13 protein-coding genes are annotated in these 12184 nt (G+C 51.4%); 10 read left to right on the top strand and 3 right to left on the bottom strand.

The features are described from left to right. Positions 1–136: 136 nt before the first annotated feature. Complete coding sequence (locus ACE5LO_RS00625) at positions 137–352, bottom strand: hypothetical protein (protein WP_375352788.1); 216 nt, start codon at positions 350–352, stop codon at positions 137–139. Positions 353–554: 202 nt separating this feature from the next. After that, a complete protein-coding gene (lexA, locus tag ACE5LO_RS00620; RefSeq protein ID WP_375518141.1) occupies positions 555–1181 on the bottom strand; it encodes a transcriptional repressor LexA in 627 nt (208 codons plus the stop codon). Positions 1182–1469: 288 nt separating this feature from the next. Here lexA and ACE5LO_RS00615 point away from each other — a divergent pair, with 288 nt between their 5' ends. The 3 genes from ACE5LO_RS00615 (at position 1470) to ACE5LO_RS00605 (ending at position 3172) form a co-directional block, all read left to right on the top strand. Continuing rightward, on the top strand, positions 1470–1673 hold the full coding sequence (locus ACE5LO_RS00615; RefSeq protein WP_375518140.1) for a DUF896 domain-containing protein: 204 nt from the start codon (positions 1470–1472) through the stop codon (positions 1671–1673). A gap of 114 nt (positions 1674–1787) precedes the next feature. Beyond that, entirely contained in the window at positions 1788–2312 is a 525-nt protein-coding gene (locus tag ACE5LO_RS00610) for a hypothetical protein (RefSeq protein WP_375518139.1), read from the top strand. A gap of 65 nt (positions 2313–2377) precedes the next feature. After that, positions 2378–3172 (top strand): HAD family hydrolase, encoded by a 795-nt coding sequence (locus ACE5LO_RS00605; protein ID WP_375518138.1) that lies wholly within the window; start codon positions 2378–2380, stop codon positions 3170–3172. 136 nt (positions 3173–3308) lie between these two features. On the opposite strand, the gene mtnD is transcribed toward ACE5LO_RS00605, so the two are convergent. Further along, positions 3309–3848 carry an acireductone dioxygenase gene (gene mtnD, locus ACE5LO_RS00600; RefSeq protein ID WP_375518137.1) on the bottom strand — a complete coding sequence of 180 codons (540 nt, stop codon included), beginning with the start codon at positions 3846–3848 and terminating at the stop codon, positions 3309–3311. 236 nt (positions 3849–4084) lie between these two features. Here mtnD and metH point away from each other — a divergent pair, with 236 nt between their 5' ends. From metH to ACE5LO_RS00565, 7 genes are all read left to right on the top strand, one after another. Beyond that, positions 4085–7516, top strand: coding sequence for a methionine synthase (gene metH / locus ACE5LO_RS00595; protein WP_375518136.1), 3432 nt, complete (start codon positions 4085–4087; stop codon positions 7514–7516). Positions 7517–7653: 137 nt separating this feature from the next. Further along, positions 7654–8583, top strand: a complete 930-nt coding sequence (gene rnz, locus ACE5LO_RS00590) for a ribonuclease Z (RefSeq protein ID WP_375518135.1) — start codon at positions 7654–7656, stop codon at positions 8581–8583. Positions 8584–8954: 371 nt separating this feature from the next. Beyond that, positions 8955–9743 carry a 5' nucleotidase NucF gene (gene nucF, locus ACE5LO_RS00585; RefSeq protein ID WP_375518134.1) on the top strand — a complete coding sequence of 263 codons (789 nt, stop codon included), beginning with the start codon at positions 8955–8957 and terminating at the stop codon, positions 9741–9743. Positions 9744–9793: 50 nt separating this feature from the next. Beyond that, entirely contained in the window at positions 9794–10615 is an 822-nt protein-coding gene (locus ACE5LO_RS00580) for an Fpg/Nei family DNA glycosylase (RefSeq protein ID WP_375518133.1), read from the top strand. Next, positions 10605–11465: a deoxyribonuclease IV gene (locus ACE5LO_RS00575; RefSeq protein ID WP_375518132.1), complete on the top strand. Its 861-nt coding sequence runs from the start codon at positions 10605–10607 to the stop codon at positions 11463–11465. Before ACE5LO_RS00580 ends, ACE5LO_RS00575 begins: the two co-directional genes overlap by 11 nt. Before the next feature lie 24 nt (positions 11466–11489). Beyond that, the gene (locus ACE5LO_RS00570) at positions 11490–11828 is read left to right on the top strand and encodes a cyclic-phosphate processing receiver domain-containing protein (protein ID WP_375518131.1); all 339 of its coding nucleotides are present in this window, start codon (positions 11490–11492) and stop codon (positions 11826–11828) included. Then, positions 11825–12139 carry a thioredoxin family protein gene (locus tag ACE5LO_RS00565; RefSeq protein WP_375518130.1) on the top strand — a complete coding sequence of 105 codons (315 nt, stop codon included), beginning with the start codon at positions 11825–11827 and terminating at the stop codon, positions 12137–12139. Before ACE5LO_RS00570 ends, ACE5LO_RS00565 begins: the two co-directional genes overlap by 4 nt. Positions 12140–12184: the final 45 nt, after the last annotated feature.

Raw genomic sequence — 12184 nt, 5'->3', positions numbered from 1 at the left:
GTCCTTGGCGCATCAGCGCTGAGGGCTTTATTTATTTGGACGATGGGAATATAACGTGCAAATGAAGTTCGGACGGAAAAGCCTTGGACACTCCAAGGCTTTTGGTTGTGAATAGTCACATGTGGAAGAGGGCTGCTTAGCGGCCTCTTCTTTTTTTGCCTACAGAGCAGATGTAGCAGCTTGGATCGTTTTTCACGATTACAGGGTACATATGATGCGGTATAGGAACCGGATGGCATTTGTTGATCACTTCAATGGGGTGAACTACCGGAACGACCGTTGGATAGTAGCGATCATTGATGATTCGAATCGGAGGGCAGACGATAGGCGCTGCTGCCGGATAATAAGTCATTCTGACAACTCCTTTCGGATATGTTGATATAACATATGCCATTTAGCCGTGCTTGATTGGACAATTGCCTGACGGCAGACATTCATCAGCATGAGCACAGAAACAGAATCATTCATCAGATTAACTTCTGATGAAACAGGAACACCCCTGCGTTTTATGCAAAATAGCACAAAATGCAGGGGTGTGTTCGGTCTAAGCTGATTTAGTGGAAATCCCTGAACAAACCGACTACCTTGCCCAGTATGCTGACTTTGGTCAAGCGGAGCGGTTCATATTTCGGGTTCTCGGGTTGAAGCCGGACATGATCTTTCTCTTTGTAGAAGGTCTTCACGGTCGCTTCATCCTCCTCCGTCATCGCCACAACAATATCTCCGTTATTAGCTGTTTGCTGCTGTCTTACAATGACAAAGTCCCCATTGCTGATGCCTGCTTCAATCATACTGTCCCCTACAACAGACAGCATAAACATCTTGTCATCGCCGACAAATTGCTGAGGCAGTGGAAAATAATCCTCAATATTCTCCGTGGCCGTGATCGGAATGCCTGCGGTTACCTTGCCGACCACCGGGACCCGGGTTACCGTGTAGCTGAACATATGTGTCTGATCCGAATCCTCCTGACCGAGCAGCTCGATTGCCCGCGGCTTGGTGGGATCCCGGCGGATTAGCCCTTTCTTCTCAAGCCTGTCCAGATGTCCATGGACAGTAGAGCTGGAGGCAAGTCCGACCGCCTCTCCGATCTCTCTTACTGAGGGAGGGTATCCCTTTAAGCGAACCTCATTACGTATAAATTCCAAAATTGCCTGCTGCCTGCTGGAAATCTTAGACATATCCCATCAACCCCATTTAAGTAACGTTTGGGAAAATTATAGCATAGAACTGTCGTTCGTACAAACATAAGTTCTGAAAGTCAGCAAACAAATTTTTGCTGATGAAAAGTTATAGAAGGAATTATTCGGATCAACGGGCTTAAGAGCTCCGGAATCAGGGCGGGGGATGTGCTGCACCTGCCAGAATTTTGAGAACAAGACTGTTGCCAGAGCTTGCGGGAACCTTGACAAGCTCTTTTTAACGTGTCAAAGTGTATAGTATCTTTGCTTATTTGGAGGGGACAAAAATTGGATATTGACAGCTTGGTAGCGCGCATCAATGAGCTCGCGCGCAAAGCAAAAGGAGAGGGCTTGACTGAAGCCGAAATAAAGGAAAGAGCCGAGCTTCGCGAAATTTATCTGGGCAACATCCGCAAAAATTTCCGCCAGCAGCTGGAATCCATCGAAATTGTGGATGACGAGCCGGACCAAGACAAAGGACCGAAGCATTAATTACATTATATAGCGATATACAGCCGGTGTTACGGACCGGTCCGCTTGTCGGCGGCCCGGGCAGATGCGCCGTCACTATATAACCGTCACTATTTAGAGGAAGGAAATGTGCATATGGCCGGTTCATTTGAAAGAAAAATTCGCAAAAACATGGAGAAAGTGAACAAGCAGCGCAGAAAGCAGGGGGGGCAACCGATCGGCAGCAGCACAGGCAATACCGGCGATACATATCATGGGCGCAATTTGACAGTTCCGATCATGCTGGTGGGCCTGTCTGTCCTGTATCTGGTCTTGACCATGTTCTGGACACAGGTAGGCATGAGGGGCATGGATTGGCTTGTATTCGGGCTTTATATGCTGCTTGCGGTTGTATTTTTTCTTCGCCGTCCGTACCTGCGGGTTGGCAAAAACGCTCTGTATACGTTAAAAGGCGGCAGAGAGCGTTCGATGCCAGCGGATCAGATCAAGGGGATCAAGGTTCAATCCGGATATGTTATCGTTGAAAAGCAGGGCAAAGGCGGCAACTGGATTTTTAACAAAACGCTGGGACGGTATGATACCGGTGCCATCGCAGAACGGCTTGAGAAATTTGCAGCTTCCAACCAAATCGCGTTTCAATCGGAAGGGTCCGAGACATAATCGTACACGGGGAACAGGATTTAACAGCCATCAGGTGAATTAAATGAAGGAGTGGGACTAGCAGGATGACGATTCAAGCGGTAATGTTTGATCTGGATGATACACTGCTGTGGGATGAGCGCAGTGTTGAAGAAGCGTTTGCAGCCGTATGTCAGACGGCCTCCGGGGCAACCGGGGTGGATCCGGTCAAGCTGGAAGATGCGGTAAGGGCAGAGGCCAGATTACTTTATGAATCTTATGAAACCTTCCCTTTTACGAAAATGATAGGCATTAATCCTTTTGAAGGCTTGTGGGCAACTTTTGCTGGCGGAGATCAGCCCGAATTCCGGCAGCTGGAACAGTTGGCGCCTGTATACCGCAAGGAATCCTGGAGAAGAGGACTCGAACAAGTGGGGGTATCCGATGACGGGCTGGCAGGCAGACTTGCCGAACAGTTCGGGACTGAACGGAGAGCTCGGCCATATGTATATGAAGAAACCTTCCAGGTGCTTGATGACCTCAAGGGCAGATATAAGCTATTGCTGCTGACGAACGGATCTCCTTCGCTGCAGCAGGAGAAGTTGGACGGAGTGCCGCGGCTGATTCCTTATTTTGACCATATCGTCATTTCGGGTACGTTTGGCAAAGGCAAGCCGGATCCGTCCATTTTTGGACATGCTCTGGGATTGCTCGGCATTGAACCGCAGAGGGCGGTCATGGTTGGCGACAAGCTGACGACGGACATTAAAGGTGCGCTCGCAGCGGGGGTTCATGCGGTCTGGGTGAACCGGAACAGCAAGACCAATATGGAGAACATACAGCCGGATTTTGAAATCAGGCATCTTGCGGAGTTGGAGAATGTAATTAACTCAATATCTTGATCATAAACCGTCCGGACGGGAAAGGTGCGTCGGGCGGTTTTTTTCGTACCCGCTACCTAACAAAACAACCCCGTTATCGCCCGGACGGGCAGCAACAGAGTTGTTTATAAGTGGTTTGCATCGATAGACGTTTTTCTCAAGCTTTAACGAAAGTCGGATCATCATAGTTGTGTGCCACCCATCCGTTTTCTTCGATAAAGAGACGGACAGCCACGATCTTCTGATTTTCCATCAAAGTGAAAAAGTGCGGTGTGTTTTCCGGTACGGAAATGACATCGCCAGGCGACAATTCCACATTAAAGTAGCCGCCGTCAGCGCTTTTAATGATAAAAATCCCTTTACCACCCACAATGGCCCGAATTTCGTCTTCCGTATGGGTGTGAATATTTTCAAATTTAGCCAGTAGCTCTTCAAGGTTCGGAGTCGCTTCGGACAATGTGATGACATCCCAGATTTTATAGCCGCGGCGGGCGGCCAGGTCTTTGATTTCGCTGTCAAAGATGCTGATAACCCGGGCTTTTTGTTCATCTGTTAAAGTAAAGTTCTCTTGAAGCTCGTCAGGGAGCTTGCTTGCGTCCCATTTCTCGTACAGTACTTCTTGCTTGGCCAGAAACTCCTGTACAGCAGCTTCGTCGCTGATGCGTTCATTGGTGTTGCGGATTACGATCGCAGCCATTTTATCCCTCTTTTCCACTTGGAATTATTATATTAATTATGAATTATAACGAATATCAGGTCACGTGTCGATGTTAATTTTTTTGTCCACTATAAGGGCAATTTTTTTCTTCCGGTTATAGAATTGTTCAGCTTTGTTGAATACTATAGATTCTATATTTCGACAGTTGTGTGTATTCAAGTAGAAGCGTTTCTGCTAAACTAAGATTTAACGTTTTGCGAGGGGGAACAAGGGCAATGAAAGAAAGTTTGCAGCTTGCAATACAGCAGCGGATACTTATTCTCGACGGTGCCATGGGCACGATGATACAGCAGGAGGATTTGACTGCGGCGGATTTTGGGGGCGAGGAGCTTGAAGGCTGTAATGAAATGCTCGTGCTGACGAGACCGGACGTCATTCAACGGATCCATGAGTTATACCTGGAGGCTGGGGCGGATCTGATTGAAACCAATACGTTCGGCGCTACTTCGGTTGTCCTTGCCGAGTATGACATTGCAGATAAAGCCCGTGAGATCAATCTCGCTGCAGCCCGTCTGGCCCGCGCGGCGGCGGATGCCTTCCAGACACCGGCCAAACCCCGGTTTGTGGTCGGGGCCATGGGACCAACAACGAAAACGCTGTCCGTTACAGGCGGTGTAACTTTTGCCGAACTTGTTGATAGCTATGAGGAGCAGGCCATAGCCCTCATCGAGGGTGGAGTAGACCTGTTGCTGCTTGAAACGTCACAGGACACATTGAATGTGAAAGCAGGCAGCATAGGAATCCGGCAGGCATATGCCAAAAGCGGCATCGAACTGCCTTTGATGATTTCCGGTACGATTGAGCCTATGGGCACAACGCTTGCCGGTCAAAATATTGAGTCTTTCTATATATCACTGGAGCATCTGCGGCCCATTTCCGTCGGATTGAACTGTGCGACAGGCCCGGAATTCATGAGGGACCATATCCGCTCTCTGGCGGCCATGTCGTCGTCTGCGGTTAGCTGTTATCCAAACGCAGGCCTCCCGGATGAAAACGGCCAGTATCATGAGTCTCCGGAGTCGCTGGCGAGAAAGATGGGGGGCTTTGCGGAAAAAGGCTGGCTCAATATAGCCGGGGGCTGCTGCGGCACTACGCCCGCGCATATCCGGGCCATGGCCGAGGAAATGGAAAAATACCCGCCACGGCCTCTGCACGGGCAGCATCCACCAGCGATTACGGGCATTGAAACGGTCTACATCGAGCAGGACAACCGCCCTTATATGGTAGGGGAACGGACGAATGTCCTCGGCTCACGCAAATTTAAACGGCTTATCGTTGAAGGCAAATACGAGGAAGCGTCGGAGATTGCCCGTGCGCAGGTGAAGAACGGAGCACATATTGTGGATGTGTGCCTCCAGGACCCTGACCGTGATGAGACGTCCGATATGGAAGCTTTTCTGAAGCTCGTTGTTAACAAGGTGAAAGTTCCTTTAATGATCGATACGACAGACCCGTCTGTTGTTGATTTGTCGCTGCAATACACACAAGGGAAAGGGATTATTAATTCCATTAACCTTGAGGATGGGGAAGAAAAATTTGAACAGGTCGTGCCCTTGATTCATAAATATGGAGCGGCTGTCGTGGTCGGAACGATTGATGAGCAGGGGCAAGCCATTAAAAGGGAGGATAAGCTGGAGGTAGCCAAACGGTCTTACGATCTGTTGGTGCATAAATACGGTCTCTCCCCTGAAGACCTGATCTTCGATACGCTTGTGTTCCCGGTTGGAACGGGAGATGAGCAGTATATCGGCTCGGCCGAGGAGACCATTGAAGGAATCCGTCTCATTAAAGAGGCGCTTCCGGGTGTGCACACGATTCTCGGCATCAGCAACGTATCCTTCGGCTTGCCGGAAGCAGGCCGCGAGGTGCTTAATTCCGTGTTTCTCTATGAATGCACCAAAGCCGGGCTGGACTATGCGATCGTCAATACGGAGAAGCTGGAACGTTATGCCTCCATCCCGGCACATGAGCGAAAGCTGGCGGAGGACCTCATTTACAATACGAATGATGAGACGCTGGCGCTGTTCGTGGCGGCTTTCCGGGACAAAAAGGTAGAAAAGAAGCAGCAGATCTCGAATCTGACGCTTGAAGAACGGCTGGCTGCTTATGTGGTGGAAGGCAGCAAAGAGGGACTTGTTCCGGATCTGGATGAGGCTTTAACGAAATATACGCCGCTGAAAATCATCAATGGCCCGCTGATGGCCGGCATGGAAGAGGTTGGGCGGCTGTTTAACAATAATGAGCTGATTGTTGCTGAAGTTCTGCAAAGCGCTGAAGTGATGAAGACTTCGGTGGCGCATCTGGAGCAATTTATGGAGAAGACTGAGACCTCGGTAAAAGGTAAAATTATTCTTGCCACCGTTAAAGGGGACGTTCACGATATCGGAAAGAACCTGGTTGAAATCATTCTCTCCAATAACGGTTACCGTATCATTAATCTGGGTATAAAAGTACCACCGGAGCGGATTATTGAAGCTTACCGAGAGGAAAAGGCGGATGCCATTGGTCTCTCCGGCTTGCTGGTGAAATCCGCGCAGCAGATGGTCGTGACCGCCCAGGATTTGAAGACGGCGGGCATTGATGCTCCAATCATGGTTGGCGGGGCGGCGTTAACCCGCAAATTTACTAAAAACCGCATCAGGCCGGAATACAACGGTCTTGTCTTGTATGCCAAGGATGCCATGGACGGTCTGGACCTGGCCAATAAATTAATGAATCCGGACACGCGCCGGTTGATGGTGGAAGAAGCGGAGAACGAAAAAGAAACGGAAACAGCCACCGAGCCGAAGTCTCTGCCCCAACTGAGTCGCGTCGAACGCTCCAATATCTCAACAGATGTTCCTGTCTATGTTCCGCCTGATCTTGAGCGCCATGTGCTCCGCAATTACCCGATTGGCCACATTTTGCCGTATGTGAATATGCAAATGCTGCTTGGACACCATCTGGGTTTGAAGGGCAATGTGGAGCAACTGCTGGCGGCAGGCGACCCCAAAGCGGTCAGTCTGAAGGAGACGGTGGACGAGATTTTGAAAAGCGCTGTACAGGATTCGCTCATGCAGGCACATGCGATGTACCGCTTCTTTCCGGCCCAATCGGAGGGCAATGATATTTTGATCTATGATCCTGCTGATGTCGGCAAGGTGCTGCATCGCTTCTCCTTCCCGCGGCAGCAAGTCGAGCCTTACCTGTGTCTGGCCGATTTCCTTAAACCGGTAAGTTCAGGTACAATGGATTATGTCGGTTTTCTGGTCGTTACAGCCGGCCATGGAATCCGTGAGCTGTCCACGGCTTGGAAGGATCAAGGGGATTATTTGCGCTCACATGCACTGCAGGCGGTTGCCCTTGAGGTGGCCGAAGGGCTTGCTGAACGGATTCATCATATGATGAGGGACAACTGGGGCTTCCCGGATCCGCCGGATATGACGATGAAACAGCGGCTTGGGGCAAGATATCAGGGGATCCGTGTCTCATTCGGCTACCCGGCTTGTCCGGATCTTGAGGATCAGGAGCCGCTTTTCCGCCTGATGAAGCCGGAGGATATGGGGGTCGCCTTGACGGAGGGGTACATGATGGAGCCAGAAGCTTCTGTATCTGCCATGGTCTTCGCCCATCCGCAGGCTCAATATTTTAATGTGGATAAAGCCTAGGCGGTCTGCGGCATAACAGGAGGAGTGCTGCCTCTTCCCGGTTTGTGCGCAGCCTATAGGAGCAGAAGAGGTTGGCAGCAGAATCCTCCGGGCTTCGGAGGTTTTTTGCTGCCCAGCAGGAAGAAGGTTGGATAAGTATGGACATTTATTTTTTGGGCACAAACGCCGGCGTTCCGACGCTCCAGCGCAATGTGACTTCACTAGCGCTGCGGCTGCTGGAGGAGCGTAGAACGATGTGGCTGTTTGACTGCGGAGAAGGAACACAGCAGCAGGTTCTGCGATCGCCCCTGAAGCTGAGCAAGCTTGAGAAAATATTCATAACACATCTTCACGGTGACCATCTGTTCGGATTGCCCGGATTGTTGTCCAGCAGGGCGTACCAGGGGGGAACATCTCCGCTGGCCGTATACGGACCATCCGGGCTGAAGCAATATATCGAGATGTCTCTGGAGCTTAGCCAGTCGCGCATCAATTATGAGCTGCACGTTGTTGAGCACAACGGGGGACTGATTTTTGAGGATGAGCAGTTCATGGTGGAGGCCGCACTGCTGGAGCACCGGATCGATAGCTATGGCTACCGGGTGACTGAGAAGGATAAACCGGGCAAGCTGGACGCAGAGGCGATGGCGAAATACGGTATCCGCCCTGGCCCCTTGTATGGCAAGCTTAAGCGGGGGGAGCCGGTTGAACTGGAGGATGGCCGTGTGGTGCAACCGCAGGAGGTGCTCGGAGTTCCGAAGAAGGGCCGCATCGTTACCGTTTTGGGGGATACTCGTCCTTGCCAGAATGCGTTGCTGTTGTCCACAGGGGCGAACCTGGTGATCCATGAAGCTACATTTCTTCATGAGCTGGCGGAAACAGCCCATGAATACCATCACAGCACTGCACTGCAGGCAGCGGAGACGGCCAAGGCTGCCGCCGCGGGCGGGCTGATCATGACTCACTTCAGCTCAAGATACAAGGATATGGAGCAACTGCAGGAACTGCTGGACGAGGCAAAGTCGGTCTTTCCAAACAGCATGCTGGCGGAAGAGCATATGTTGTTCCAGGTGCCTTGCAGAGCCTGAAGCTAAGCTTGTATGGTCTCCAAGAAAAAGGTGCCGGAGCTATTTCGGTACCTTTTATTTTCGAAAAGCTGCTCAGGAGTGGCTGATTATTTTCCGGGAAAGCGCAGAAACTGACAAAGGTACAGCGAAAAAGTTTCCTTAAAAAAACAGCTGTCGATGGTTTTCGACGCAGATCAGGCTTGAAGAAGGGTTTACATAACAATTTTTTGACAATCTCATTAACCTTGCTTCTAAAATACAAGGGAAATTATTGGACGTACGGCACTGATTTCCTTAAGATAGATAGGTGAGGCCGAAGTATTGCAGGTAAATGACTTATGCCCTGAATATTTAATGAAATGAATTAGGGCTTTGGCAGGGAGGAAGGCAGCTTGACAGCGCTACTGATTGATCTTGACGGAACGATGGTTCATGGCAATCGTATGATCGAAGGAGCGGATCAATTTATCCGTATATGCCGTGATCGGCAAATTCCTTTTCTATTCGTGACGAACAATTCTTCACGCACGCCAGAGGCGATCGCGGATATGCTGAGCGGGATGGGAATCAAGACAGCGGGAGAAGAAATCTGCACCTCCGCGCAGGCGGCTGCACAGTATGTATCCCGGAAACGTCCTGGAGCCAAGGTGTACTGTGTTGGAGAAGAAGGGCTGCAGCAGGCGCTTGTTAGCGCAGGCCTGCAACTGGTTGAGGAGCAGCCGGATTATGTGATACAGGGAATAGACCGCCATTTTACATATGCCAAGCTGTCCGCCGCTATGCAATGGATTATGCAGGGCGCGGCTTTTATCATAACCAATCCGGATGTTCAGCTTCCAACGCATGAAGGACTCATCCCGGGGGCGGGAACGATCGGGGCGGCCATAGAAGCTGCTTCGCAGACCAGACCTGTTGTCATCGGCAAGCCGTCCGGCATCCTGATGGATTACGCGCTTAACCGGTTGGGCACCAAGGCGGAGCAAGCTGTCGTAATCGGGGATAATATGCTTACGGATATTGCTGCCGGCGCAGCCGCAGGCTGCAGGACAGCACTTGTGATGACCGGGGTGACAACCTCCTCCAATATGGAACAGCACATTCAAACAGCCGGAATCCGGCCTGATTATGTATGTCGTAGTCTGAATGAGCTTTGGGGCGACTGTCTGTCGCCTGGAAAATGACGATCTGTGCAAGAGACAAAAATATACAGCCTAGAAAGGGTAGATAACACATGCCGGAACTTCCTGAAATGGAGAATTACCGGGTACTATTATCCGGACGCATACTGGATAAGCCGATGACCGGAATCACGGTCAATCGGGAAAAATCAATCAATCTGGAGGCGGCGGACTTTCGCTCACAATTGCTCGGCAGCTCGATTGTGTACATTGAGCGGCGCGGCAAGCATCTGATTTTTCATTTGAACACAGGCAAGCGGCTGCTGCTGCACCTGATGCTGGGAGGCATGATGTATCTGGCCGCTCCCGACGAGTCCATCGGTCGCTCAACCCAGGTTGAAATAGAATTTGACGGACAAAGGCTGCTGTTCATCGGGCTCAGACTGGGATTCCTGCATCTGCTCAATGCCAAGGAGACCAATGAAGCTTTGGCAGACCTGGGCCCCGAGCCGCTGGACCCTCGTATGACCTTGGAAAGCTTTTCCGCTTTGCTGAAAGGAAGACGCAGCTCGCTGAAAAGCACCCTGATCAACCAGCATGTCATAGCCGGCATCGGCAATTGTTATGCCGACGAAATCGCCTTCGCGGCAGGGCTTGCACCGGCCTCGAAAATGCAAAATATTGCTGCGTCCGCAGAGCAGGTCGGAAAGCTGTATGAAGCTGCCCGGTCCGTGCTTAGGGAGGCTTATATGTATGGCGGCTATATGGAGATGCCGCTGTTTGCTGGGGATACCAAGACGGGCGGCTTTGATGAAAGATGCCAGGTGTATGACCGTGAAGGCGAGGCCTGTCCACGGTGTGGGGGAACGATTCGCAGGTTGGAGCAGGCCGGACGCAAGGTCTTTTACTGTCCGGATTGCCAGCATGAAGCCTGATTGGTATCTCGGCGCGCATGTCAGCACGCGCAGAGGCTTTTACAAGGCGGCGCAACGGGCAAGGGAAGCCGGGGCGCTGTCCTTTCAGTATTTTCCGAAAAACCCGCGCAGCCTGGCTTTGAAGACGCTGGATGTCCCCGATGCAGAGGCCTGCAGGGGCTACTGTGCGGACCATCATTTAATATCCATCGCCCATTCGCCATACCCGGTCAATCCTGCGGCGGGCGCCTCCCGGGGAGAGGCGGCGTATGCGCTCATGGTGGCTTCGCTGCTGAATGACCTGGAGATTGCAGAAGCGTGCGGCTCCGTGGGGATTGTGGTTCATTTTGGCCATCTGCGCAGCAGTGATCCTCTGGAGGGGTATAAAAATATTATCGGCTGCCTGGATGCCGTATTGGGCCGCTGGACAGGAAAAGCCAAAATTCTGCTTGAAAACCAGGCCGGCGATCATGGCTCGATGGGAACGACGCTGGAGGAAATGGTGCAGATCCGGAGCTTGAGCAAATTTCCTGCACGAATCGGTTTTTGCCTGGATACCTGCCATGCATTTGCTGCGGGACTCTGGAATGGGGGCGTGGATGAAAGCCTGCTGGACAAGGGGGTACAGCTTGGATACTGGGACGCTCTATGCGCGGTTCATCTGAATGATTCACGTTATCCGGGCGGGGAAAGAAAAGACCGTCACGCCAGAGTCGGAAGCGGATATATCGGCGAGTTGGGCTTTCGCTGGCTGCTGGGGCAGCGGCCTTTTCAGCATATTCCGTTGATTATGGAGACTGAGCAGGGATCGGACGGAACACACCGGGCAGATATTCGCAAAGTGTGGGAATGGGCAGAAGCAAACAGATGAAATAAAGCTGGAAGGAGATGCAGAATGAATTTATACATGGATGATTACCGGCGCTGTCCGCAGGGCTTTACGCTGGCCCGCAATGCGGAGGAGTGCCTGCTGCTGCTCCAGGAATACAAGGTTGAAATCCTCTCGCTGGACTATGACCTGGGGCCAGGTGAGCCGACAGGGCTGGAGGTAGCTGCGGCGATCGTCAGAGAGGGATTATTTCCGGAGCAGATCTACCTTCACTCGTCCAGTCTTTCAGGCAGAAGGCAGATGTATGAAATGCTGTACGGCAGCCTGCCGAAGGGTGTGCAGCTGTTTAATCATCCGGTTCCTCCGGAGCTGCTGAGCCAGCTTGAAAAGAAGGAACAGCGATGAAGGAGCGCAATCAGCAGGAGCTGCGCAGGGATATTTGGGAAGGCTGCAGGCTTGCTGTATTTGTGTATACGCCGATGTGCGGCACCTGTGCCGTAGCCAGAAAGATGCTTGAGATTGTCGGCCATATGCTGCCAGAGGATATGATCGTGCAAAGCAACATTAACACGATACCCGATCTGGTTCAGGAGTACCGGATATCCAGCGTGCCTGCACTGCTGCTTTTCAATGGCGAGAGCTCCAGGCCGAAAATAATATACAAGATGGAATCCGTGCAAAATTTACTGGAACAGATCAGGGAAGTAAGCCAATGATTAAAATGGAGCTCATTACTCAAAAGTGGTTTTGAGTAATGAAAC

Source organism: Paenibacillus medicaginis (genome assembly GCF_042138635.1).
GTDB classification, from domain to species: domain Bacteria; phylum Bacillota; class Bacilli; order Paenibacillales; family Paenibacillaceae; genus Paenibacillus; species Paenibacillus medicaginis.
Note: the sequence above shows the minus strand (reverse complement) of the source record. Positions and strands in the feature narration are given on the sequence as shown.

Bases quoted from the DNA above. Each gene is read 5' to 3' on its own strand.
- rnz (WP_375518135.1), top strand. From the start codon at position 7,654: ATGGACATTTATTTTTTGGGCACAAACGCCGGCGTTCCGACGCTCCAG.
- ACE5LO_RS00570 (WP_375518131.1), top strand. From the start codon at position 11,490: ATGAATTTATACATGGATGATTACCGGCGCTGTCCGCAGGGCTTTACG.
- mtnD (WP_375518137.1), bottom strand. From the start codon at position 3,848: ATGGCTGCGATCGTAATCCGCAACACCAATGAACGCATCAGCGACGAA.
- ACE5LO_RS00580 (WP_375518133.1), top strand. From the start codon at position 9,794: ATGCCGGAACTTCCTGAAATGGAGAATTACCGGGTACTATTATCCGGA.
- ACE5LO_RS00605 (WP_375518138.1), top strand. From the start codon at position 2,378: ATGACGATTCAAGCGGTAATGTTTGATCTGGATGATACACTGCTGTGG.
- ACE5LO_RS00625 (WP_375352788.1), bottom strand. From the start codon at position 352: ATGACTTATTATCCGGCAGCAGCGCCTATCGTCTGCCCTCCGATTCGA.
- lexA (WP_375518141.1), bottom strand. From the start codon at position 1,181: ATGTCTAAGATTTCCAGCAGGCAGCAGGCAATTTTGGAATTTATACGT.
- ACE5LO_RS00575 (WP_375518132.1), top strand. From the start codon at position 10,605: ATGAAGCCTGATTGGTATCTCGGCGCGCATGTCAGCACGCGCAGAGGC.
- ACE5LO_RS00610 (WP_375518139.1), top strand. From the start codon at position 1,788: ATGGCCGGTTCATTTGAAAGAAAAATTCGCAAAAACATGGAGAAAGTG.
- metH (WP_375518136.1), top strand. From the start codon at position 4,085: ATGAAAGAAAGTTTGCAGCTTGCAATACAGCAGCGGATACTTATTCTC.
- ACE5LO_RS00565 (WP_375518130.1), top strand. From the start codon at position 11,825: ATGAAGGAGCGCAATCAGCAGGAGCTGCGCAGGGATATTTGGGAAGGC.